The following is a 23,196-nucleotide window of genomic DNA, read 5'->3' as shown; positions in this document are numbered from 1 at the left end:
GGTTGATAGGCCAGATGTGGAAGACCGGTAACGGTTGAAGCTGACTGGTACTAATAGGCCGAGGGCTTGTCCTCAGTTGCTCGCGTCCACTGTGTAGTTCCCGGGTTGCGAACTGTCGCACCGGTTGAACTAGCGTCTTTTACTCAATTGAAGAGTGTGCTTGTTCGCTAGAGCCCGATAGGGTTTCGGTGGTCACAGCGTGAGGGAAACGCCCGGTTACATTCCGAACCCGGAAGCTAAGCCTCACAGCGCCGATGGTACTGCAGGGGGGACCCTGTGGGAGAGTAGGACGCCGCCGAACAATCTTTCAAGGACCCTTGGTCCAGCGTTCATGCTGGACCAAGGGTCCTTTTTGTTTTTCCCGTTTTTCTTCCGTACTTCTTTCCCGACGCGCGTCCGAAGGTCGGCCGCGCGAGAATTACTGCGGTACCCGCAGACAGGAGCCACCGATGTCCCCCAATTCCTCCGACGACCGACCTGAGCGCGAGCCACGTCGCAGTAGGGACAGCGGTGGCGACCGGGGCGGGTTCCGCGGCGGCCGTCCCGCGGGTGCGGGCGCGTCCGGCGGTGCCGGTAGTGGTCGCGGTGGTACGGGCGGCAGGCCCAGCACGGGCGGCCGGCCGAGCACCGGTGGCGGAGCCCCTCGCCGCGACGACCGGGGGACCGGTCGGCCCACCGGCGCTGGCAGCGGCGGTGGTGGCGGCTTCCAGCGGCGTGACGACCGGCCCTCGGGCCCCCGTCGTGACGACCGTGGCGAAGGCAGGCCCTCGTTCCGTGGCGACCGGCGTGACGACCGCCCGAGCGGTCCGCGCCGCGACGACCGGCCGGCCGGCAGCGGTCCGCGCCGTGAGGACGACCGCGGTGGCCGTCCCAGCGGTTCCGGTGGCTTCGGCGGCGGTCGGCCCAGCACGGGTGGGGGCCCCGCCCGTCGTGACGACCGGGGCGGCCGGCCCACCGGCGGTGGCACGGGCGGCGGTTACCAGCGCCGTGACGACCGGCCGGGCGGCAGTGGCCCCCGGCGGGACGACGACCGTGGCGGGCGGCCCACCGGCGGTGGGACCGGCGGCGGTTACCAGCGCCGTGACGACCGCTCCGGTGGTCCCCGGCGCGACGACCGGTCCAGTGCCCCCCGCCGTGACACCCACGACCGTCCTGCCTTCAAGCGGGACGACAACCGGGGCGGTGGCGGCGGCTTCCAGCGCCGCGACGACCGGCCCAGCACGCCCCGGCGCGACGACGACCGGCCCGCGTTCCGCCGCGACGACCGTCGTGACGAACGCCCCAGCACCCCTCGCCGTGACGACGACCGGTCCGGTTTCCGTCGTGACGACCGGTCCACCAGTGGGCCCCGTCGTGACGACCGTGGCGGCCGGCCCACCGGCGGTGGCACGGGCGGCGGTTACCAGCGCCGCGACGACCGGCCGGGCGGCAGCGGCCCCCGCCGGGACAACGACCGCGGCAACGACCGTGGTGGCCGTCCCGCGTCCGGCGGCGGTGGGTACGCCCGCCGCGACGACCGGGGCGGGCGCCCCGGCGGCGGCTACGGCAGCCGGGACGGCGAGCGCGGGACCGGCTACGCGCGGCGCGACGAGCGCGAGCGCGACCGGGAGCCCATCAAGCGGCTGCCGATCCCCGACGAGATCACCGGTTACGAGGTCGACAAGAGCGTGCGGCAGGAGCTGATGAGCCTGCCCAAGACGCTCGCCGACGACGTCGCCAGGAACCTCGTCATGGTCGCCCAGCTGATCGACGACGACCCCGAGCAGGCGTACGCGTACTCCCGTATCGCCCTGCGGCTCGCCTCCCGGGTCGCGGCCGTCCGCGAGGCGGCCGGCTTCGCCGCGTACGCCACCCAGAAGTACGCGGAAGCGCTGGCCGAGTTCCGGGCCGCGAAGCGGATGACCGGGAACGTCGACCTGTGGCCCGTCATGGCGGACTGCGAGCGCGGCCTCGGCCGTCCGGAGCGCGCGATGGCGATGGCCGGCGAACCCGAGGTGGCCAAGCTCGACAAGGCCGGTCAGGTCGAGATGCGGATGGTCGCGGCCGGAGCGCGGCGGGACATGGGGCAGATCGAGGCCGCCATCGTCACGTTGCAGGGTCCCGAGCTGGCGTCCCACTCCGTACAGCCGTGGACCGCCCGTCTTCGCTACGCCTACGCCGACGCCCTGCTGTCGGCCGGGCGTGAGGACGAGGCGCGCGAATGGTTCGGCAGGACCGTCGAGGCGGACAAGGACGGCGCGACGGACGCCTCGGACCGTCTCGCCGAGCTGGACGGAGTCGAGTTCGTCGACGCCCTGGTCGATGACGAGGACGACGATGACGACGAGGCCGACAACGACGACGTTGACGTCGAGGTCGCGGCCGATCTGGATGACGACGAAGAAGACGAAGAAGACGACGAAGAAGACGATGACGAGGTCGGCGACACCAAGCACTGAGCGGTGAGGTGAGGGGGCGGCACCCGACCGGGGTGCCGCCCCCTCGCCTTTTCCCGTCTCAGCCCTCAGCCCAGCGTCAGGCTCCGCAGGACCAGCCCCGTCGCCGGCTTGGGGCCGAACGACGTCGACTTGCGCGGCATCGTGACCCCCTGGCGCGCCAGGTCCCGTACGACCTCCTCGCGGACCGGATGCATCAGCACCGCCGTCCCCCCGACCCGTTCGGCCTGGGTGACGGCCGCCGCCGTGTCGTGCAGATAGGCGATGTGCTCGGGCGCGTCCGGGATCCGCCAGAGGTGATCGAGCAGCGTGGCGTGCAGGACCGTCGCGTCCAGTTCCCGCCAGGCGGCGGGGTGTTCCGCCGGTACCGTACGGGCCAGCAGGCCCTCGTCCGGGCGGTCCACCAGGTGGAAGCGGCCGTCCCCGGCCAGCAGGAACGCGTTGCTCTCCGACGCGGCCTCCGCCAGCACGGCCAAAGCCTCCGGCAGCGCGACGTCGAGCGTACGGACCCGGAACGCGTCCCCGATCGCGTCGACGGCCCGCGCGACCGGGAGCCGGTGCAGCAGCCGGTGGATGGCGCGGACCTGGAGCGGGTAGCGGGCCGTGTCGATCAGCAGGACAAGACCGAAGTCCCAGGGGCTGCCCGCCGGATGCTCGCTGCGCAGCCGCAGGTACGTCGCCCAGCGGTGGTGCCCGTCGGCGATGAGCGCCTGGTGGCGCGCGAGGTCGGTGCGGATCTCGGCGAGGTCGGCGGGGTCCGAGACGGACCACAGGCGGTGGGCGAAGCCGTCCTCCGTCGTGGTGGCGAGGAGCGGCGGCCGGCTGAGGGTGCGTCCGATGACCGCGCCCGTACCGGTCGTGTCCGTTTCCGTGCCAGGGGTGGCGTCTTCCGATCGGTACGTCAGCAGCAGAGGTTCGAGGTTCGCCGCCGTCGTCCGCATCAGGGCCGCCCGGTCCTCCACCACGTCCGGCATCACGTCCTCGTGCGGCAGGACGATCCCGTCGGCCGGTACGGACAGCTCCAGCGCCCCGATGACCCCGCGTTGCAGCAGGTCGCCCCTGCGCTGCTCGTAGACGTACAGGGCGGGTTCGGGATCGGCGGCGAGGATCCCCTCCGCCAGCCACGCCGCGAGCGTCTGCGCCGCCTGCCGGTGCCTCTCCGCGGCGGTGGCGGCCTGCGGCAGGATCAGCCGGACGATGTTGTGCGGGTCCGCCGACTCCAGGTGGTGGAGTCCGTCGGGCCTGATGACCACGTCGTACGGCGGTGAGGTCACGGCGGACAGGCTGCCCACCCGCTCGGGGACGTAGCGCAGTCCGCGGATCGGGATCAGGCGCAGCCCTCTGTTCGCGTCCGGCGGACCTGTGGTGTTCATCCGTGCATCGTATGTGGGGTACGGGATGAGCGATGATCGAGGGAGATGTCCCGAGCGAGGAGCGGAAGACTCGATGAGCGAGCAGCAGAGCACGACCAGCCCCCGCGGCAGTACGACACCGCTGAACGAGGCGTACGACACAGCGCTGCTCGACCTCGACGGGGTGGTGTACACGGGCGGGGAGGCCATCGCGCACGCGGTGGACGCGCTGGGCACGGCCCGGGACGCGGGAATGCGCCTGGCGTACGTCACCAACAACGCCCTGCGCCCCCCGGACGCCGTCGCCGCGCACCTGACGGAGCTGGGAGTGCCGGCCGATCCCGCCGATGTGATCACCTCGGCGCAGGCGGTCGCCCGGCTGATCGCCGAGCAAGTGCCCGACGGCTCCAAGGTGTTGGTCATCGGAGGTGAGGGGCTGCGGGTCGCGCTGCGCGAACGCGGCCTCGAACCCGTCGAGTCGGCCGACGACGGGCCGGTCGCGGTGGCGCAGGGGTACGGCGGGCCCGACCTGGCCTGGGGGCGGTTCGCGGAGGCCGGTTACGCCATCGCGCGGGGCGTTCCGTGGTTCGCCTCCAACACGGATCTGACGATTCCGAGCGCGCGGGGGATCGCGCCGGGCAACGGCGCGGCCGTCGAGGTCGTGCGGATCGCGACGGGGGCGGAGCCGCGGGTCGCGGGGAAGCCGCTGCCTCCGATGCACCGCGAGACGATCCTCCGTACCGGAGCGGAGCGGCCGTTGGTCGTCGGGGACCGGCTGGACACGGACATCGAGGGCGCGTTCAACGGCGGGGTCGACTCGCTGCTGGTCCTGACCGGGGTGACGGACGCGGCGCGGCTGCTCGCGGCGGAGCCCGCGCACCGGCCGACGTATGTGGACGCGGATCTGCGGGGGTTGCTGACCGGTCAGCCCGAAGTCGCCGAGAGGGAGGGCGGGTTCGGCTGCGGGGGATGGACGGCGTCCGTGCGGGGCGGTGAGCTGGCGCTCGCGGGGGACGGCGGGGCGATGGACGGGCTGCGGGCGCTGTGCGCGGCGGCGTGGACCCACGCGGGGGACGGGGCGGCCGACCTGGACGCGGGCAAGGCGCTGGCCAGGCTCGGCCTGTAGGGCTCGGGGGCGGCGGTACGGGGCTGCTGGTACGAGGCTGGTGTTACGAGGACGGTGCTACGAGGAGTGCGGTACGGGCCCGGCGGTGCGGGCCCGTACCGCCGGGCGTTCCTGTCTCAGGCGTCCTCGTCCGCCTGGAGCAGCTGGTCCTCCGAGGTCCCCCGCCGCCAGTAGCCGGTGAACTTCACGGCCCTGCGGTCGAATCCGCGTTCCGCGACCAGGTGGCGCCGTACCGCTTTCACCGTCGCCGACTCGCCGGCGACCCACGCGTACGGCGTGCCCGGCGGCAGGGTGGCGGCGCGGATCGCGTCGGCGGTGGTGGGGATGCTGGGGGAGTCGCCGTGCGGGTCCCGTACCAGCCAGGTGATCTCGGCGTCGGCCTTGGTGGGGAGGTCCTGCCGGTCCTCCCGGTCGTGGAGGTCGATCCAGACGCGGGCCGGGAGGCCGGGGGCCAGGGATTCGAGGATGCCGGCGAGGGCGGGGAGCGCGGACGCGTCGCCGGTGAGCAGGACCCAGTCGGTGGTCGCGGGCGGCCGGAAGTCGTAGCCGAGGTTGTCCTCCTCGACGGGGGCGAGGAGCCCGAGCCGGGCGCCGGGGGCCGCCGTACCGGCCCAGCGCGCGGCGGGTCCTGCGCCCGGGTCGTCCGCACCGCCGTGCAGCGCGAAGTCGATGACCACCTCCGACGGTTCGCGGCGCAGTTCGCGGACGGTGTACGTCCGCATGATGCCGCGTACGCCGGGGTCGAGCGCGCGCCAGTTCTCGTACCAGTCGTCGGAGTCCGTCTCCATGGGCGGCATGACGGGCCCGTCCTGGCCGGGGTGCGGCAGGAAGAGCTTGACGCGCTGGTCGCGGCCCGCCGTGGCCATGGCGGCGAGGCCGGCGCCGCCGAGGACGACGCGGAGCGTGCCGGGGGTGATCCGCTCGGTGCGGACCACGTGAACGTCGAAGTACCGGTACGGGACGTGGGAGACGGTGCTCATACGGTGCCCTTCCTCGATGCTTGCGAGGGAAGGCTAACCTCACCAGAGGGGGGTCGGCAGCCCCCCGGACGCAGCCGGGCCCCCTCGCGCGGCCGGGCCGTCGGCCTCCCGGGCGGTCAGAGCAGCGCGCGCAGGCGCAGCAGGTCCCGGAAGCCCGCCTCCAGCCTGACCCGTCCCGAGGCCCAGGCGCGCGCGAAGTGCAGCTCGCCGTCGACCAGCGCCACCAGGTCGTCCCCCGTCATCGCGAGGCGGATCTGCGCCTTGTCGGGCGGTGGCCCCGGCACGCTGTCCCGCACCTCGATCCGGCCGCCCACCAGCTCGCCCCGGAACGTGAGGTCCAGATCGGTGATGTGGCAGCTCAGGGAACGGTCGAAGCCGGCCGCGGTACGGATGTCCCCGTCCGCGCCCGCGAGATTGTCCGAGAGCTTTTCGAGTGCGCCGCGGCACTCCTCCTTCGTCGCCATCGTGAGCGACGGTACCGCAGGGCTTCGGGGTAGCGTCGGGGCATGAACGACTCCGTGGCGGACACACCCGACTCCCCGGCGCCCCCGGCCGGTCCCGCCCCCGGCACGACAGGCTCCCCGGCGCCCGCGTCCCCGCCCGTCCCAGAGCCCGTCCCACCGCCCGCCTTCGAGCCGGCCGCCCCCCGGCCGCTCGGGGTGGAACGGGTGCCGACCGGCGACCCCGCCGCGGACGAGCTGCTCACGCGGCTGGCCGACGCCGACCACCTCCCCGCCGACGGGCACCAGGAGGTGTACGAGGATGTGCACCGGGGGCTGCGCGACGCGCTGACCGCGCTCGACGCACGCCCGGCCCCGCAGGGACCCCCGGCGCCCCCGGCACCCCCTCACGCGTACGACCACAGGAGCTGAACCGAACGTGGCAGGACTGGCACGCCGCCGTCTCGATGCCGAACTGGTACGCCGCAAGCTCGCCCGCTCCCGCGAGCACGCGAGCCAGCTGATCGCCGCGGGCCGGGTGAAGGTCGGCGGTGCCACCGCGACCAAATCCGCCACGCAGGTGGAGACCAGCGCCGCCGTGGTCGTCACCGAGGACGACGGCGATCCCGACTACGTGTCGCGGGGCGGGCACAAACTCGCGGGTGCCCTCGCCGCGTTCACCCCCCTCGGTCTCGCCGTCGAGGGCCGCAGGGCCCTGGACGCGGGCGCCTCCACGGGCGGCTTCACGGACGTCCTGCTGCGGGCCGGGGCCGGCCACGTGGTCGCGGTCGACGTCGGATACGGCCAACTCGCCTGGTCGCTCAGGGGCGATGAACGGGTCACCGTCAAGGACCGTACGAACGTACGGGAGTTGACGCTCGACGACATCGGAGGTGAGCCCGTGGACCTGATCGTGGGCGACCTCTCGTTCATCCCGCTCGGCCTGGTGCTGCCTGCCATGGTGCGTTGCGCCGCCCCCGACGCGGACCTCGTCCTGATGGTCAAACCACAGTTCGAGATCGGCAAGGAGCGGCTGGGCAACGGAGGCGTGGTCCGCAGCCCCGAGCTGCGCGCGGAGACCGTACGGGCCGTGGCCCGGCGGGCCGCCGCGCTGGGCCTCGGGGTGCGGGGTGTCACCGCCAGTCCGCTGCCCGGGCCGTCCGGGAACGTCGAGTACTTTCTGTGGCTCCACGCCGGAGCGCCCGAACTCGATCCGGCGGACGTCGACCGTGCAGTGGCGGAGGGACCCCGTTGACCACGAACACCACGTTGACCGCGAACACCATGCCGACCGCGAACACCGCGAACACCGCGACGACCGTGAACGTGAATACGACGTCGTTGACGTCACCCACGTCGGCCACGAACACCACCGACCGAGCACGCACCGTCTTCCTCCTGGCGCACACCGGCAGACCGGCGGCCATCCGCAGCGCCGAGCTGGTCGTGACCGGGCTGCTGCGCAACGGCATCGTGGTACGGGTGCTGGCGGGCGAGGCGGTCGACCTGCCGCTGCCGTCGGCCGTGGAGACCGTTCCCGAGGCCACCCCCGGTGTCCTCGAAGGCTGTGAGCTGCTGATCGTGCTCGGCGGCGACGGCACCCTCCTGCGCGGCGCCGCGTTCGCCCGCGCCTCCGGTGTGCCGATGCTCGGCGTCAACCTGGGCCGGGTCGGGTTCCTCGCCGAGGCGGAGCGCGACGACCTGGACAAGGTGGTCGCCCGGGTCGTCAGCCGCGACTACGAGGTCGAGGAGCGGATGACGATCGACGTCGTCGTGCACAGCAACGGCGACATCGTCCACCGGGACTGGGCGCTCAACGAGGCGGCCGTCCAGAAGGTGTCCCCCGAACGGATGCTGGAGGTGGTCCTGGAGATCGACGGCCGCCCGGTCACCGGCTTCGGCTGCGACGGCATCATCTGCGCGACCCCCACCGGCTCGACGGCGTACGCCTTCTCGGCCGGCGGGCCCGTGGTGTGGCCCGAGGTGGAGGCGCTGCTGATGGTGCCGATCAGCGCCCACGCGCTGTTCGCGAAGCCGCTGGTCACCTCGCCGACGACGGTCCTGGCGGTGGAGGTGCAGCCGAACACCCCCAACGGGGTCCTGTGGTGCGACGGGCGCAGAACCGTCGAGCTGCCGCCGGGCGCGCGGGTGGAGGTGCGGCGCGGGGCCGTGCCCGTACGGCTGGCCCGGCTGCATCACGCGTCCTTCACGGACCGGCTGGTGGCCAAGTTCGCGCTGCCCGTCTCCGGCTGGCGCGGGGCGCCGCACTGAGCCGTACCGGCGGGCGTGCGCAGGTCAGGGCGGGTGTCTGAGGTACGGAGAGGGCCGCGCGACCGGTCGTACGGAGGGCCGGACACCGTACGTCCGTGCGAATGGGGGGTGGGGTCCGTCGCACGGCGGCCCCCGGACCTCGTATGGTCATGACCGTGTTGGAGGAGATGCGGATACGGTCGCTCGGGGTCATCGACGACGCGGTCGTCGAGCTGTCGCCCGGCTTCACGGCGGTGACCGGTGAGACCGGCGCGGGCAAGACCATGGTCGTCACCAGCCTCGGGCTGCTGCTCGGCGGACGGGCCGACGCCGCCCTGGTGCGGATCGGCGCGAAGGCGGCGGTCGTCGAGGGGCGGATCACCCTGTCACCGGGCGATCCGGCGGCGGTACGGGCCGAGGAGGCCGGTGCCGAGCTGGACGACGGCGCGCTGCTCATCAGCAGGACCGTCTCGGCCGAGGGGCGCTCGCGCGCCCACATCGGCGGGCGTTCCGTGCCGGTGGGGGTGCTGGCCGAACTGGCGGACGACCTCGTCGCCGTACACGGCCAGACCGACCAGCAGGGCCTGCTGCGGCCCGCGCGGCAGCGGCAGGCCCTCGACCGGTACGCGGGCGCGGCGGTCACGGACCCGCACGCCACGTACGCGGCGGCCTACCGCAGGCTGCGCGCGGTCGCCGGCGAGGTGGACGAACTGACCACCCGCGCCAGGGAACGGGCGCAGGAGGCGGACCTGCTGCGCTTCGGCCTGGCGGAGATCGCCGGGGTCGAGCCGCTGCCGGGCGAGGACGTCGAACTGGCCGCCGAGGCCGAGCGGCTGGGCCACGCGGAGGCGCTGGCCTCCGCCGCGTCCGTCGCCCACGCGGCGCTCGCGGGCGACCCCGAGGACCCGGAGGCCGTGGACGCGACGATGCTCGTCGGGGGCGCGGGGCGGGCCCTGGACGCCGTGCGGGCGCACGATCCGGCCCTCGCCGGGCTCGCCGAGCGGATGGGGGAGATCTCCATCCTGCTGGCGGACGTCGCCGGGGAGCTGGCGGGATACGCCGACAACCTGGACGCCGATCCGCTGCGGCTGGCCGCCGTGGAGGAGCGCCGGGCGTCCCTCACCTCCCTGACCCGCAAGTACGGCACGTACGGCGACGGTATCGACGGTGTCCTCGCCTGGGCCGAGGAGAGCACCGCGCGCCTGGCCGAGCTGGAGGGCGACGACGAGCGGATCGGCGAGCTGACGGCGGAACGGGACGCGCTGCGCGCCGAACTGTCCGGCCTCGCCCAGGCGTTGACCGACGCCAGGTCGGCGGCGGCGGCGCTCTTCGCGGAGGCCGTCACGGCGGAACTGGCCTCGCTGGCCATGCCCCACGCGCGGGTGTCGTTCGACATCCGGCAGACGGAGGCGGCCGACGAGACGTCCGGCATCGAGGTGGGCGGCCGGTCGGTCGTGTACGGCCCGCACGGCGTCGACGAGGTCGAACTGCTCCTGGCCCCGCACCCGGGCGCCCAGCCCCGGCCGATCGCCAAGGGCGCCTCGGGCGGTGAGCTGTCCCGCGTGATGCTCGCCGTGGAGGTGGTCTTCGCGGGCTCCGACCCGGTGCCGACGTACCTCTTCGACGAGGTCGACGCGGGGGTCGGCGGCAAGGCGGCGGTCGAGGTGGGCCGCCGGCTGGCCAAACTCGCCCAGTCCGCGCAGGTGGTGGTGGTCACCCACCTCCCCCAGGTCGCGGCGTTCGCCGACCGCCAGCTGCTGGTCGAGAAGACCAACGACGGCTCGGTCACCCGCTCCGGTGTGACGGTCCTGGAAGGCGAGGACCGGGTACGGGAGTTGTCGCGGATGCTCGCGGGGCAGGAGGACTCGGAGACGGCCCGCGCCCACGCCGAGGAACTTCTCGCCACGGCCCGCGCCGACGGCCCGCGCCCCGGGTGACCTCCCTCTCCGCGTGTCACCCGGTTGGGTGAATCTGGTGGGGGAGTCGAGGCCCTGGACACACGAACGACGCGTCCGCGGTGTCGGAACGTGCGTACGGACTGGCATCCTTGACGTACCCCCCGATCCCGACCCAGGAGCCTTGGCCACGTGACACCACTGCGTACGGTCCAGGTGCTCGGCGGCGGCAGCGCGGGCAGCAGCGCGCACGTCCGCTCCCTGGCGGCCGGCCTGGTCGCCAGGGGAGTGCGCGTGACCGTGTGCGCCCCCGCCGACCTGGAGCGCTCGTACGACTACGGCGGCGCCGGGGCCCACCACGTACCCGTACCGAGGCGCGGGGACCCGGCGGCCGTCGCCGCGCTGCGGGCGGCCTGCGCCGGGGCGGACGTGGTGCACGCGCACGGACTGCACGCCGCCGCGCGGACCGCGCTCGCGCTGGGCGGGCAGCGGGTGCCGCTCGTCGTCACCTGGCACACCCGCTCGCAGGGCGAGGGCGCGCGCGGGTCACTGACGCGGCTGCTGGAGCGGCGGGTCGTCAGGACGGCGGCGGTCGTCCTCGGCACCTCCTCGGAGCTGGTCGACCAGGCCCGCCGGCGCGGGGCGCGGGACGCCCGCCTCGCCCCGCTCGCGGTGCCGGCCGCCCGCCCGCTCCCCGACGGTCCCCGGAACAAGGCCCGCGCCGAACTGGGCGCGGCCGACCGCCCGTTGCTGATGGCCGTCGGCGCGCTCGTACCGCATCAGGGGTACGACACCCTGCTCGACGCCGCCGCCGCGTGGCGCGGCCTCGACCCCGTCCCGCTGCTCGTCGTCGCGGGCGAGGGCCGGGAGCGGGCGCGCCTCCAGCGCCGTATCGACGGCGCGGACCTGCCCGTCCGGCTGGTCGGCCGCCGGGACGACGTCGGCGAACTCCTCGACGCCGCCGACCTGGTGCTGCTCACCAGCCGCTGGGAGGCCCGCTCCGTCCTCGCGCAGGAGACGCTGCGCCTCGGCGTCCCCCTGGTCGCCACGGCGGTCGGCGGCAACCCCGATCTGGTGGGCGACGCGGCGGAGTGGGTGCCGTACGGCGACGCGGTGGCGCTCTCGGCGGCGGTGGTACGGCTCCTCGGCGACGCGGACCGCAGGAAGGAACTCGCCGCGGCGGGCCGGGCGCAGGCGGCGACGTGGCCGACGGAGGAGGACTCGATCGCCCAGATGCTCAGCGTCTACGACGAGTTGACGCAGCCGCGACGGGTGCGCTGAGCGGATGGGTGCGCTGAGCGGGGGGATCCGGCCCCGCGGTCTCACGGCGCGTGACGCCGGGCGCGCAGCGCCAGGCTCAGGGCGAGCACCGTCTGCGGGTCGTCCAGGTCCGTGCCCAGCAGCTCCGCGATCCGCGCCAGCCGGTTGTACAGCGTCTGGCGGTTCAGGTGCAGCTCACGCGCCGTCTCCGCCTTGCGGCCCGCGTGCGCGAGGAACACCTCCAGGGTGGGCAGCAGGGCGGGCCGCGCGGTCCTGTCGTGGGCGCGCAGCGGGCCGATCGCGCGGTCCACGAAGGCCGCCAGGTCCGGGTGGTCCCGCAGCCGCCACAGCAGCAGGTCGATGTCCAGGCGGCGGGCGTCGTACCACGGCAGGTCGGTGAGGCCCTGCGCCGCCGTCGCGGTCTCCGCCGCGTGCCGCAGCCCCGCGCTCGCCGCCGCCCAGTTGCCGGGGACCCCGACCACCACGACCGGTGGCCGCGCGCCCGGCCGCTCCAGCCCCGCGCGTTCCACGCCGGCCCGCAGCGCCGCCGCGACCCGGTCCGCCACCGCCGTACGCTCGCCGTCGGAGCGCAGCCCCACCAGCAGCGGCACCCGGCCCTCCACCGGGCGCACCCCCAGCAGCACCGGCACGCCTCCCCCGACCGACGACGACAGCTCGTCCTGTACGGCTCTGGCCAGCAGCGCCCAGGTGCCGGACGGCGACAGCTCCGGGGCCAGCCGCATCACCACGGGGAGCAGCGGCCCGTCGCCCGGTCTGAAGCCCAGCACCTTCGCCTGCGCGGGCGCGTCCTCGGCGCGGATCCGGCCCTCGGCGAGGTCCGTGAGGAAGTCGCCGCGCCCCCGCGCGGCCAGCTCCTCGTCCTGGCGGGCCTGCATGAGCACGACCGCGAGGATGCCCGCCGCGCGCTCCGCCGCCATCCGGTGCACCGGCAGCAGCGGCGCCGACACGGGGAGGAGGACCAGCCGGGCCCGTACCGCGCCGGAACCGTGCCCGCCGCCCGGGACGTCCACCAGCACGGCGCCCGCCGGCGGCCCCGACGCCCGGGCCGCGCGCTGCCCGCGCAGCCCCTCCCAGATCTGGAGCGGGTCGGCGGCGGCCGGCGCCGAGGCGGGTCCCGCCACCGGGGCCGCCGCGTAGAGCAACCGCCCCTCCGCCGTCTCCAGGAAGACCGGATTGACGGCGAAGTCGGCGAGGATCCGGAGCACCTGCGGCACCCCGCCCCCGTCGAGCAGCGCCTCCGTACAGCGCCGGTGGACCTCCTCGGCGCGGCGCAGCAGCGCGTAGTGCCCGTTGACGATCTCGGTGTGCACCTCTTCGGTCACCGTCACGAAGGGCACTTCGCGGTGGAGCTGCACGAGCGGCAGCCCGGCCGCCCCGGCCGTCTCCACGAGCGTGGCGGGCAGCCGGTCGAACCTCGGCCCCAGCTCGACCACGAGCGCCGCGATCCCGCGCTCGGCCAGCGTGCGGACGAAGGCCCGCTGTTCGGCGGGGCGGGTGCCGAGGCCCAGTCCCGTGGTGAGGAGCAGTTCGCCGCCCTTGAGGAGCGAGGCGATGTTCGGCACCTCCCCGGCGTGCACCCAGCGCACCCTACGGTTCAGCCGGTCCGCGCCCGCGACGACCTCGGGCAGCCCGGCACGGAGTCCTGGCAGCTCCAGGGCGCGCTGCACCGTGATCCCGTCCTGGCTCTCCATAGGGCGGAGGCTACCCGTACCGGTACGTTCCGGTCGCCGGGTCACCCACGTGTACGGGCCCCGCCCGGAAGGACGGGGCCCCACCTGTGGTGCCGCTCTCAGCCCCCGTACGCGCCCGACGCCGTCAGCCGCAGTGCCGTGTCGATGAGGGGCACGTGGCTGAACGCCTGCGGGAAGTTGCCGACCTGGCGCTTGAGGCGCGGGTCCCACTCCTCCGCCAGCAGGCCCAGGTCGTTGCGCAGGGCCAGCAGGCGCTCGAAGAGCTTGCGGGCCTCGTCGACCCGGCCGATCATCGCGAGGTCGTCGGCGAGCCAGAACGAGCACGCCAGGAAGGCGCCCTCGTCCCCCTCCAGGCCGTCCACGCCCGCCTCGGAGCCGGAGGTCGGGTAGCGCATGATGAAGCCGTCCTCCGTGGACAGCTCCCGCTGGATCGCCTCGATCGTGCCGATCACGCGCTTGTCGTCCGGCGGGAGGAAGCCCATCTGCGGGATCAGCAGCAGCGACGCGTCCAGCTCCTTGGAGCCGTACGACTGCGTGAAGGTGTTCCGCTCCTTGTCGTACCCCTTCTCGCAGACGTCGTGGTGGATGTCGTCCCGCAGCTCGCGCCAGCGCTCCAGCGGCCCGTCCGCGTCGCCGGACTCGATGAGCTTGATCGTGCGGTCGACCGCGACCCACGCCATCACCTTCGAGTGCACGAAGTGCCGGCGCGGCCCGCGGACCTCCCAGATGCCCTCGTCCGGCTGGTCCCAGTGCTTCTCCAGGTAGCGGATCAGCTTCAACTGGAGCAGCGAGGCGTAGTCGTTGCGGGCCAGGCCCGTCATGTGCGCCAAGTGCAGCGCCTCGGTGACCTCGCCGTACACGTCGAGCTGGAGCTGGTGCGCGGCGCCGTTGCCGACCCGGACCGGGCCCGAACGCTCGTACCCCGGCAGCCAGTCCAGCTCCGCTTCGCCCAACTCCCGCTCACCGGCGATGCCGTACATGATCTGAAGGTTCTCCGGGTCGCCGGCGACGGCCCGCAGCAGCCACTCGCGCCAGGCGCGGGCCTCCTCGCGGTAGCCGGTGCGCAGCAGCGAGGAGAGCGTGATCGCGGCGTCCCGCAGCCAGGTGTAGCGGTAGTCCCAGTTCCGTACCCCGCCGATCTCCTCCGGCAGGGAGGTCGTCGGGGCGGCGACGATGCCGCCCGTCGGCGCGTACGTGAGGGCCTTGAGGGTGATCAGCGAACGGATCACCGCCTCCCGGTAAGGGCCGTGATACGTACAGTGCTCGACCCATTCACGCCAAAAATCGGAGGTGGCGTCCAGCGACCCCTCCGGGTCGGGCAGCGCGGGCGGCTCCTTGTGCGAGGGCTGCCAGCTGATCGTGAAGGCGACGCGGTCGCCGGGCGCCACGGTGAAGTCGGAGTACGTCGTGAGGTCCTCGCCGTACGTCTCCGCCTCGGTGTCCAGCCAGACCGAGTCGGGGCCCGCGACGGCGACCGTACGGTTGTCGACCTTGTGGACCCACGGGGTCACCCGGCCGTAGCTGAACCGCATCCGCAGGGCGGAGCGCATGGGCACCCGGCCGCTGACGCCCTCCACGATCCGGATGAGCTGCGGGGCGCCGTCGCGGGGCGGCATGAAGTCCGTCACGCGGACCGTGCCGCGCGGCGTGTCCCACTCCGATTCCAGGATCAGCGAATCGCCGCGGTAGTGGCGGCGTGCCGCCCTCGGGGGCTCGGAACCCGCCGCGTACGCGGGTCCGAGCCGCCAGAAGCCGTGCTCGTCCGTACCGAGCAGGGCCGCGAAAACGGCGTGTGAGTCGAAGCGGGGCAGGCACAGCCAGTCGACTGTGCCGTCCCGGCAGACCAGGGCGGCGGTCTGCATGTCTCCGATGAGTGCGTAATCCTCGATGCGCCCGGCCACGTGCATCTCCAGTCGAACGGCCACGTTCGCCCCGAAGGGCGATAACTGCGGTCTAAGGGTCGTTGACGAGCATGTTTTCCGGGAACACGGGCGGGGTGGTGCCGTTTGCCGGCCTGCATCGGCAGCGAATGTCCGAGCAGGATACGACGCACCTCGGAGTTCCGCGCCACGCTCCCGGCAACATGGGTCCGCCGAACGGGTGAGCCAAGGGTGACGCGGCGGGAATCCCGGGGAATCCGGCGGGACCCGAGGGGTGCGGCAGCGGGCGCCGTGTGGCCGGAACCAGCCTCCCTTCGGCGCTGATACCCTGGTAGCCCGTGGACCGGTGGACTCCCTTGCTCAGCAATGAGGCCCCGAACCCGCAGCGACGGTGGCCTCCCGGAGATTCCCTCCGAGACTCTCAGGGCCCGGCACCGGCACGCACCTCAGACCGCGACCACGGGAGCCCCGTCTTGGCCATGCCGAACCGATCCTCGACACCCTCGACGACCAAGCACATCTTCGTCACCGGGGGTGTCGCGTCCTCCCTCGGCAAGGGCCTGACCGCCTCCAGTCTGGGTGCGCTGCTCAAGGCGCGCGGCCTGCGGGTCACCATGCAGAAGCTCGACCCGTACCTGAACGTCGACCCCGGCACGATGAACCCGTTCCAGCACGGTGAGGTGTTCGTCACCAACGACGGCGCCGAGACCGACCTGGACATCGGCCACTACGAGCGCTTCCTCGACGTCGACCTCGACGGCTCGGCCAACGTCACCACCGGCCAGGTCTACTCGACGGTCATCGCCAAGGAGCGGCGCGGCGAGTACCTGGGCGACACGGTCCAGGTCATCCCGCACATCACCAACGAGATCAAGCACCGCATCCGGCGCATGGCGACCGACGACGTCGACGTCGTGATCACCGAGGTCGGCGGCACGGTCGGCGACATCGAGTCCCAGCCTTTCCTGGAGACCGTGCGCCAGGTGCGCCACGAGGTGGGCCGCGACAACGTGTTCGTGGTCCACATCTCCCTGCTGCCGTACATCGGCCCGTCCGGCGAGCTGAAGACCAAGCCGACCCAGCACTCGGTGGCCGCGCTGCGGAGCATCGGCATCCAGCCCGACGCGATCGTCCTGCGCGCCGACCGGGACGTGCCGCTGTCCATCAAGCGCAAGATCTCGCTGATGTGCGACGTGGACGAGGACGCCGTCGTCGCCGCGATCGACGCCAAGTCGATCTACGACATCCCGAAGGTCCTGCACACCGAGGGCCTGGACGCCTATGTCGTACGGAAGCTGGACCTGCCGTTCCGCGACGTGGACTGGACGGTCTGGGACGACCTGCTGGACCGCGTCCACAACCCCGACCACGAGGTCACGGTCGCGCTGGTCGGCAAGTACATCGACCTCCCCGACGCGTACCTGTCGGTGACCGAGGCGATCCGCGCGGGCGGCTTCGCCAACCGGGCGCGCGTCACGGTCAAGTGGGTCACCTCGGACGACTGCAAGACCCCGGCGGGCGCCGCGCGGCAGCTGGAGGACGTGGACGGGATCCTCATCCCAGGCGGCTTCGGCGAGCGGGGCGTGACCGGCAAGGTCGGCGCGATCCGGTACGCCCGCGAGAACAAGGTCCCGCTGCTGGGCCTGTGCCTGGGGCTCCAGTGCATCGTGATCGAGGCGGCGCGCAACGTCGCGGAGATCCCGGACGCCAACTCCACCGAGTTCGACTCCGGTACGGCACATCCGGTGATCTCCACGATGGAGGAGCAGCTCGCGTACGTGGAGGGCGCCGGGGACCTCGGCGGCACGATGCGGCTCGGCCTGTACCCGGCGAAGCTCGCCGAGGGGTCCATCGTGCGCGAGGTGCACGCCGGTGAGCCGTACGTCGAGGAGCGCCACCGCCACCGCTACGAGGTCAACAACGCGTACCGCGCGGAGCTGGAGAAGAAGGCCGGCCTGGTCTTCTCCGGTACGTCCCCGGACAACAAGCTCGTCGAGTACGTCGAGTACCCGCGCGAGGTGCACCCGTACCTCGTGGCGACCCAGGCGCACCCGGAACTCCGGTCCCGGCCGACCCGGCCGCACCCGCTGTTCGCGGGCCTGGTGAAGGCCGCGGTGGAGCGCCGGGCGGCGCAGCTGCGGGGCAACTGACCGTCCCGCCGTAAGCGATACGGTAGGCACCGGGGCGCGGGTCCTTCTGGACCGGCGCCCCGGTTTCCGCTGGTGCGCTGCTGTGTGGGAGGACGTTTCATGACCATCGAGGACGCTCCGGAAGAGTGGCGGGTCACCACGACCAAGGTCCCCTTCCGCGGGAACAAGACCAGCGTCCGTACGGATGATGTGGTCATGCCCGACGGCGCGACCGTGTCCCGCGACTACCAGGTGCACCCCGGGTCCGTGGCGATCCTCGCGCTGGACGACGACGGGCGGGTGGTGGTGCTGCGCCAGTACCGGCACCCCGTGCGCCACAAGCTCTGGGAGATCCCGGCCGGCCTGCTCGACGTACCGGGCGAGAATCCGCTGCACGCGGCGCAGCGGGAGCTGTACGAGGAGGCGTACGTCAAGGCCGGGGACTGGCGGGTGCTGACGGACGTCTACCCGTCGCCCGGCGGCTCGGACGAGGCGGTACGGATCTTCCTGGCCCGGGACCTGTCGGAGGCGGGGGGCGCGCGCTTCGAGGTCGCCGAGGAGGAGGCGGACATGGAGCTGGCGCGGGTGGGACTGGCCGAGCTGGTGCGGGGCGTGGTCAGGGGCGAACTGCACAACATGTGCCTCGCGGTGGGGGTGCTGGCGCTGTCGGCGGTGCTGGCGGGGGACGGGGTGGAGGCGCTGCGGCCGGCGGAGGCGCCGTGGCCGGCGCGGCCGTTCACGTCCTGAGGCGTTGCGCTTGTTGCTCGCGCTCGCACCCGATCCGGTCTGAAGAACTGCTGATCCGATTGGGGGACGTGTCCGCGCTGCCTCACCCGGTCGGTCGCAGAGAGTGAACTACGCTCGAATCGCCCGCGCGGAGACCCGCCGGGCTCGGCTCGTGCGCAGGCGGACGGAGCGTGGCCCGTGACGGATCAGGCGGTGGGCGGCTCCGCCGCCTCGGACGCGGGCGGCGCGGCCGGCGCCGGGGGCGCCGGGGGTGCCGGTGCTGGTCGCGGGAAGGCCGCGAAGGCCTCGAAGTCCGGGAAGACCGGGAAGACCGGGTCGGGGAAGGGCGCGAAGGGTGACGGGAAGCGCCCTCGCGCGGCGAAGAAGGCGGTGGGCACGGCGGTGCCGGCCGGGGAAGACGTGGGCACGGCGGTGGCGGGTGGGGTGGACGTGACGGACTCCGACGGAACGGCGGCGGGGCCGCCGGTGCCGGTCGGTGCGGGGCCGGGCTCCTCGCCCGTCGCGGAGGAGCCGGTTGCCACGACCACCACGGACCCCGCGGCCGGGCTTTGTCCTCAATCGCCGGACGGGCTTGAATCTGGCCGCCGTGGGTCGGCTTCTACGGGCGAGTTGCCCGGCCTCGCGGCCGGGGTTCGTCCTCAATCGCCGGACGGGCTTGATGTTGCCCGGCCTGGGTTGGCTTCCGCGCGGGAGTTGTCGCCGGAGGTCGCGCCTGCGGACGGGGCGCCCGGTGCTGCGGCGGGGGGTCGTCCTCAAGCGCCGGACGGGCTTGATGTTGGCCGCTCTGGGTTGGCTTCCGCGCGTGGGTCGTTGCCGGAGGCTGCGGGTGGGGTGCCCGGTCCTGTGGCCGGGGTTTGTCCTCAAGCGCCGGACGGGCTTGATGTTGCCCGGCCCGGGGCGGCTTCCACGCAGGAGTTGTCGCCGGAGGCTGCGCCTGCGGACGGGGTGCCCGGCCTCGCGGCCGGGATTCGTCCTCAAGCGCCGGACGGGCTTGAGACTGGCCGCCCTGGGGCGGTTTCCGTGCGCGGGTTGTCGCCGGAGGCTGCGCCTGCGGGTGGAGCGGCCGGTCCTGCGGCGGGGGGTCGTCCTCAAGCGTCGGACGGGCTTGATGTTGCTCGTCGTGGGGTGGCTTCCGCGCGTGGGTCGGCGGCGGGGGCGGACGTTTCGGGTGGGGTGCCCGGCCTGGCGGCCGAGGGGCGTTCTCAAGCGTCGGACGGGCTTGAGAGGGGCCGCCCTGGGGCCGCTTCCGCGCGCGGGTTGTCGCCGGAGGGCGCGCCTTCGGGTGCGGGTGGCGGGGGGCGGGGGACGGTGACGCCGGAGGTCGGCAGTGGCTCCGGCGGCGGTGAGGAGGGCTTCCGTACCCGGGACGGGGACCTGTCCGGCGTCGTGCAGGCCGGTGGCTCGCCGCCCGCAGGGCACGCGCAGTCGGCCGCCGTCGCCGGGCGGGGGGTTGGCGGGATGGTCTACAGGTCGCCCGACGCGCCCGGTGGTGGGGAGGGCGGGCTCTCTCCCGCGTCCGGCGACCCCGGCGACCACCTCGTCGATTCCGGGCTCGACGCCGCGCCCGGGGCCCCGGGCTCCGGGGACGGGCAGGCCGCGTTCTTCGGGCGCGTCCGGGAGATCAAGGCGCTGCACGAGGACATCGAGCGCGCAGGGCTCAACACCATCTCCGGCCGCAAGGAACCCCGCGCCCGCGTCCTCCTCGTCGCCGGGCGCCCCGGGTCGGGACGTACCGCCCTCGCCCACGAGATCGCCCGCCGGCTCGCGGACCGCTACCCCGACGGGGTCGTACGGGCCCGGCTCACCGAGACCGGCGGTGACGCGGTCCCCACCGAGGCCACCGCCCGCGAGATCCTGGCCGCGTTCGGGATCACCGGGCCGCCCGGCGCGGGCGAGGACCAGCTGTCCGAGATGGTCCGCGAGGCCCTGGCCGTCCGGCGCGTGCTGCTGCTCCTCGACGACGCCGCCGACGCCGGGCAGGTCGACCCCCTCGTCCCCGACAACCCGGACTGCCTCGTCGTCGCCGTCGCGCAGGGCCCGCTCACCGGCATCCCCGACGTCCGGCCCTGCACCCTCGGCGGGATGGACGTGAAGGCCGCCGTCGACCTGCTGGCCCGGTACACCGGAGCCGTACGGATCACCGTCGACCCGCAGGCCGCCGAGGCCCTTGTGGAGGAGTGCGGCGGCCAGCCCGCCGCGCTCGTCCTGGCCGGCGGCTGGCTCGCCGCCCGCCCCACCGCGTCCGTCGCCGACGTGGCCGCCCAGCTGCGCGCCCTGCCCGACGACCCCGGCAGGCCCGTGGGCGACCGCCCGCTCGCCCGCGTCTTCGGGCTGGTGTACGCGACCCTCGCCCCCTCCACCGCCCGCATACTGCGCCTGCTCGCCCTCGCCCCCACCGGCCTCACCGACGCGCACACCACCTCCGCGCTGGCCGGCTGCTCGGTCACGGACGCCCGGACGACCCTGGACGGCTTCGTGGCCGTGGGCATGCTGCGGCACGCCGGCGACCCGGCGGGGGAGCTGTACGAGGTGCCCGCCTGCCTCGTCCCGCTGCTGCGCGGCCTCCTCGGCCAGGACCGGCCCGGCGAACTCCGGCTCGCCCGGGCCCGGATGCTGGAGCGGACCGTACGGCTGCTCCAGTCCTGCCGCGCCGTCACCGAGCCGGAGGGCTCCGCGGCCCGCAGGAAGCTCTCCGAACTTCCCCGCGCCCTGCGCTTCCCGGACGCCGCCGCCGCCGACGACTGGCTGCGCACCCGGCTCCCCGCGCTGATCGCCTCCGCCCGCCTCGCCGTCGCCGACGGCGAACTGGACACCCTGGCCCGCCGGCTGGTCGCCGCGCTGGTCAGAGCGCTCGCCGCGCACCGGGGCACGGAGGCCGCCGCCCCCGAGCTGTACGGCCTGCACCACCTCGTCCTCGACATCGCGCGGCGGCGCGGCCTGCACCGGGAGCAGGCCGCCGCCCTGCTCAACATCGGCGACCTCGACGCCAGGACGGGCCGTACGCACGACGCGCTGGCCCGCTACCGGGCCGCCCTCGACGCCGGACGGGCCGCGAACGACCACTACGCCACCGGCCGCGCGATGGAATCCGTCGGCGGCGCCCACCAGGACCTGGAGGACTGGCAGCGGGCCGCCGACTGGTACGGCAGGGCGCTCGCCCAGCGGATCGGCCGGGGCGAGCGGGCCGACGAGGCGCGGCTGTACGGCCGCCTCGGCGCGGTCCACGCCTACGCGGGCCGGTACGTCGAGGCGCTGCGCGACTGGCGCGCCGCCGCCGCCGGCCACCGCCGCCTGGGCGATCTCACCGGCCAGGCGCGGGCGTTGGGCGAGGCCGCCCGGGTGGAGGAGCACGCGGGCCACCCCTACGACTCGCTGCGCACCAGCGAGGAGGCGGTCGGCTGGGCGCGGCAGGCCGGGGACGTACGGCTGGAGGCGGCGCTGCGGATCAGGCTGGCCGACACCCTCGACCGGGTGGGCGACCCGACCGCCGCCCGCCTGCACCGGGCCGTCGCCGACCGGCTCCTTGGAACGGAGGAAGACGGTTCTGCCTACGAAATCCGCAGCACCTCCGCGCAGGAATAATGCTTTGCAAGGCTAGACAGGGGGAAGTCCTTCATTAGACTGGTTTCGCCGCACCCACTCGCGGCGTACCCTCCCCTGAGCCAAGGACCGTGATCGACGTGCTGGTCGGTATCCCCCGCGAGGTCAAGAACAACGAGTTCCGCGTGGCCATCACCCCCGCCGGTGTCCACGAACTGGTACGCCACGGCCACCAGGTCGTCGTCGAGCGGGAGGCCGGCGCCGGATCGTCCCTCACGGACGGTGAGTTCACCGCCGCCGGCGCCCGGATCCTGGACACGGCCGACGAGGTCTGGGCCGCCGCCGACCTGGTGCTGAAGGTCAAGGAGCCGATCGCCGAGGAGTACCACCGGCTGCGCAAGGACCAGACGCTCTTCACCTACCTGCACCTCGCCGCGTCCCGCTCCTGCACCGACGCCCTCCTGGACTCCGGCATCACCGCCATCGCGTACGAGACGGTCGAGACCGCGAACCGCGCCCTCCCGCTCCTCGCCCCGATGTCCGAGGTCGCGGGCCGGTTGGCGCCGCAGGTCGGCGCGTACCACCTGATGCGCTCGGCGGGCGGGCGCGGTGTCCTGCCGGGCGGCGTGCCCGGTACGGCCCCGGGCCGCGCCGTGGTGATCGGCGGCGGCGTCTCCGGCTGGAACGCCACCCAGATCGCCGTCGGCATGGGCTTCCACGTCACCCTCCTCGACCGGGACATCAACAAGCTCCGCGAGGCGGACCGGATCTTCGGCACCAAGGTCCAGACCATCGTGTCCAACACGTACGAACTGGAGCGCGCGGTCGTCGACGCGGACCTCGTCGTGGGGGCCGTGCTGATCCCCGGCGCCAAGGCGCCGAAACTGGTCACCAACGCGCTCGTCGCCCGGATGAAGCCCGGAAGTGTACTTGTCGACATTGCAATCGATCAGGGCGGCTGCTTCGAGGACTCGCACCCGACGACCCACGCGGACCCGACCTTCCGCGTCCACGACTCGGTCTTCTACTGCGTCGCCAACATGCCCGGCGCGGTGCCGCACACGTCGACCTTCGCGCTGACCAACGCCACGCTCCCGTACGTCGTGGAACTGGCCGACCGGGGCTGGGCGGAGGCGCTGCGGCGCGATCCTGCGCTCGCGAAGGGGCTCAACACCCACGGCGGTCAGGTGGTTTACCGCGAGGTCGCGGAGGCGCATGGGCTGAATCACGCCGAATTGAGCGCGGTTCTCGGCTGACTCGTCAACGCGATTCGTCAACATCACGACACCGGCCGGATCTTGCCCCCCGAGGTCCGGCCGGCCGCGTGCCCGGGCGGGCTCGAACGCGGGGTCAACTCGCGGGAAACGTAACTCTTCAACCGATTCGCGCACCCGTGAAACGTGTGGCACCTGCTGTGGTGAGAGGCCTGTGCGCCCTTGACAGAGAGGTG

The 23,196-nt window shown here is 73.7% G+C and carries 17 protein-coding genes and 2 rRNA genes; 13 read left to right on the top strand and 6 right to left on the bottom strand.

Annotation, left to right across the window (positions count from 1 at the left end):
• From ACIODU_RS28620 to ACIODU_RS28610, 3 genes are all read left to right on the top strand, one after another.
• Positions 1-74: ribosomal RNA gene (locus tag ACIODU_RS28620) — 23S ribosomal RNA — on the top strand; the annotation flags it as partial.
• Positions 75-184: 110 nt separating this feature from the next.
• Positions 185-301, top strand: a 5S ribosomal RNA gene (gene rrf, locus ACIODU_RS28615).
• A gap of 1,366 nt (positions 302-1,667) precedes the next feature.
• Positions 1,668-2,438, top strand: a complete 771-nt coding sequence (locus ACIODU_RS28610) for a hypothetical protein (RefSeq protein ID WP_401771093.1) — start codon at positions 1,668-1,670, stop codon at positions 2,436-2,438.
• Positions 2,439-2,503: 65 nt separating this feature from the next.
• Here ACIODU_RS28610 and ACIODU_RS28605 read toward each other — a convergent pair whose 3' ends face one another.
• Positions 2,504-3,808, bottom strand: a complete 1,305-nt coding sequence (locus ACIODU_RS28605; protein WP_401771067.1) for a DUF1015 family protein — start codon at positions 3,806-3,808, stop codon at positions 2,504-2,506.
• Positions 3,809-3,881: 73 nt separating this feature from the next.
• Between ACIODU_RS28605 and ACIODU_RS28600 the strand changes: the two genes are divergently transcribed.
• Entirely contained in the window at positions 3,882-4,913 is a 1,032-nt protein-coding gene (locus ACIODU_RS28600; protein WP_356431836.1) for an HAD-IIA family hydrolase, read from the top strand.
• A 116-nt stretch (positions 4,914-5,029) separates the two neighbouring features.
• On the opposite strand, the gene ACIODU_RS28595 is transcribed toward ACIODU_RS28600, so the two are convergent.
• Together ACIODU_RS28595 and ACIODU_RS28590 are read right to left on the bottom strand one after the other, a co-directional pair.
• The gene (locus tag ACIODU_RS28595) at positions 5,030-5,893 is read right to left on the bottom strand and encodes a siderophore-interacting protein (protein ID WP_401771064.1); all 864 of its coding nucleotides are present in this window, start codon (positions 5,891-5,893) and stop codon (positions 5,030-5,032) included.
• A 116-nt stretch (positions 5,894-6,009) separates the two neighbouring features.
• Positions 6,010-6,357: a sterol-binding protein gene (locus ACIODU_RS28590; protein WP_356431840.1), complete on the bottom strand. Its 348-nt coding sequence runs from the start codon at positions 6,355-6,357 to the stop codon at positions 6,010-6,012.
• A gap of 42 nt (positions 6,358-6,399) precedes the next feature.
• Between ACIODU_RS28590 and ACIODU_RS28585 the strand changes: the two genes are divergently transcribed.
• The 5 genes from ACIODU_RS28585 to ACIODU_RS28565 all read left to right on the top strand — a co-directional run bounded on the left by ACIODU_RS28585 (position 6,400) and on the right by ACIODU_RS28565 (position 11,759).
• On the top strand, positions 6,400-6,765 hold the full coding sequence (locus tag ACIODU_RS28585; protein ID WP_356431842.1) for a hypothetical protein: 366 nt from the start codon (positions 6,400-6,402) through the stop codon (positions 6,763-6,765).
• A 7-nt stretch (positions 6,766-6,772) separates the two neighbouring features.
• Positions 6,773-7,588, top strand: a complete 816-nt coding sequence (locus ACIODU_RS28580; protein ID WP_401771061.1) for a TlyA family RNA methyltransferase — start codon at positions 6,773-6,775, stop codon at positions 7,586-7,588.
• On the top strand, positions 7,585-8,604 hold the full coding sequence (locus ACIODU_RS28575) for an NAD kinase (protein WP_401771058.1): 1,020 nt from the start codon (positions 7,585-7,587) through the stop codon (positions 8,602-8,604). The genes ACIODU_RS28580 and ACIODU_RS28575 overlap by 4 nt, the downstream gene beginning before the upstream one ends.
• A 143-nt stretch (positions 8,605-8,747) precedes the next feature.
• Positions 8,748-10,520, top strand: a complete 1,773-nt coding sequence (gene recN, locus ACIODU_RS28570; RefSeq protein WP_356431846.1) for a DNA repair protein RecN — start codon at positions 8,748-8,750, stop codon at positions 10,518-10,520.
• Positions 10,521-10,670: 150 nt separating this feature from the next.
• Positions 10,671-11,759 carry a glycosyltransferase family 4 protein gene (locus tag ACIODU_RS28565; RefSeq protein ID WP_356431848.1) on the top strand — a complete coding sequence of 363 codons (1,089 nt, stop codon included), beginning with the start codon at positions 10,671-10,673 and terminating at the stop codon, positions 11,757-11,759.
• Between the two features lie 41 nt (positions 11,760-11,800).
• Here ACIODU_RS28565 and ACIODU_RS28560 read toward each other — a convergent pair whose 3' ends face one another.
• Positions 11,801-13,450, bottom strand: a complete 1,650-nt coding sequence (locus ACIODU_RS28560) for a PucR family transcriptional regulator (RefSeq protein ID WP_401771054.1) — start codon at positions 13,448-13,450, stop codon at positions 11,801-11,803.
• A gap of 98 nt (positions 13,451-13,548) precedes the next feature.
• The gene (locus ACIODU_RS28555; protein ID WP_356431885.1) at positions 13,549-15,357 is read right to left on the bottom strand and encodes a glycoside hydrolase family 15 protein; all 1,809 of its coding nucleotides are present in this window, start codon (positions 15,355-15,357) and stop codon (positions 13,549-13,551) included.
• A 452-nt stretch (positions 15,358-15,809) separates the two neighbouring features.
• Here ACIODU_RS28555 and ACIODU_RS28550 point away from each other — a divergent pair, with 452 nt between their 5' ends.
• Entirely contained in the window at positions 15,810-17,480 is a 1,671-nt protein-coding gene (locus tag ACIODU_RS28550) for a CTP synthase (RefSeq protein WP_356431852.1), read from the top strand.
• A gap of 99 nt (positions 17,481-17,579) precedes the next feature.
• Positions 17,580-18,206 (top strand): NUDIX hydrolase, encoded by a 627-nt coding sequence (locus ACIODU_RS28545; protein WP_356431854.1) that lies wholly within the window; start codon positions 17,580-17,582, stop codon positions 18,204-18,206.
• Positions 18,207-18,391: 185 nt separating this feature from the next.
• Here the strand turns inward: ACIODU_RS28545 and ACIODU_RS28540 are convergent, their stop codons facing one another.
• Positions 18,392-18,727: a hypothetical protein gene (locus tag ACIODU_RS28540; RefSeq protein WP_401771051.1), complete on the bottom strand. Its 336-nt coding sequence runs from the start codon at positions 18,725-18,727 to the stop codon at positions 18,392-18,394.
• A gap of 937 nt (positions 18,728-19,664) precedes the next feature.
• Here ACIODU_RS28540 and ACIODU_RS28535 point away from each other — a divergent pair.
• Together ACIODU_RS28535 and ald are read left to right on the top strand one after the other, a co-directional pair.
• The gene (locus tag ACIODU_RS28535; protein ID WP_401771090.1) at positions 19,665-21,788 is read left to right on the top strand and encodes a tetratricopeptide repeat protein; all 2,124 of its coding nucleotides are present in this window, start codon (positions 19,665-19,667) and stop codon (positions 21,786-21,788) included.
• Between the two features lie 98 nt (positions 21,789-21,886).
• Positions 21,887-23,002: an alanine dehydrogenase gene (gene ald / locus ACIODU_RS28530; protein ID WP_401771087.1), complete on the top strand. Its 1,116-nt coding sequence runs from the start codon at positions 21,887-21,889 to the stop codon at positions 23,000-23,002.
• Positions 23,003-23,196 lie beyond the last annotated feature (194 nt).

This window comes from Streptomyces sp. NPDC088261 (assembly GCF_044740805.1).
Lineage (GTDB): Bacteria > Actinomycetota > Actinomycetes > Streptomycetales > Streptomycetaceae > Streptomyces.
This window is presented reverse-complemented; position numbering and strand designations above follow the sequence as displayed.

Coding starts and splice junctions, on each gene's coding strand:
- ACIODU_RS28605 (WP_401771067.1), bottom strand. CDS start 3,808: ATGAACACCACAGGTCCGCCGGACGCGAACAGAGGGCTGCGCCTGATC.
- ACIODU_RS28600 (WP_356431836.1), top strand. CDS start 3,882: ATGAGCGAGCAGCAGAGCACGACCAGCCCCCGCGGCAGTACGACACCG.
- ACIODU_RS28595 (WP_401771064.1), bottom strand. CDS start 5,893: ATGAGCACCGTCTCCCACGTCCCGTACCGGTACTTCGACGTTCACGTG.
- ACIODU_RS28590 (WP_356431840.1), bottom strand. CDS start 6,357: ATGGCGACGAAGGAGGAGTGCCGCGGCGCACTCGAAAAGCTCTCGGAC.
- ACIODU_RS28585 (WP_356431842.1), top strand. CDS start 6,400: ATGAACGACTCCGTGGCGGACACACCCGACTCCCCGGCGCCCCCGGCC.
- recN (WP_356431846.1), top strand. CDS start 8,748: ATGGTCATGACCGTGTTGGAGGAGATGCGGATACGGTCGCTCGGGGTC.
- ACIODU_RS28560 (WP_401771054.1), bottom strand. CDS start 13,450: ATGGAGAGCCAGGACGGGATCACGGTGCAGCGCGCCCTGGAGCTGCCA.
- ACIODU_RS28555 (WP_356431885.1), bottom strand. CDS start 15,357: ATGCACGTGGCCGGGCGCATCGAGGATTACGCACTCATCGGAGACATG.
- ACIODU_RS28550 (WP_356431852.1), top strand. CDS start 15,810: ATGCCGAACCGATCCTCGACACCCTCGACGACCAAGCACATCTTCGTC.
- ACIODU_RS28545 (WP_356431854.1), top strand. CDS start 17,580: ATGACCATCGAGGACGCTCCGGAAGAGTGGCGGGTCACCACGACCAAG.
- ACIODU_RS28535 (WP_401771090.1), top strand. CDS start 19,665: ATGGTCTACAGGTCGCCCGACGCGCCCGGTGGTGGGGAGGGCGGGCTC.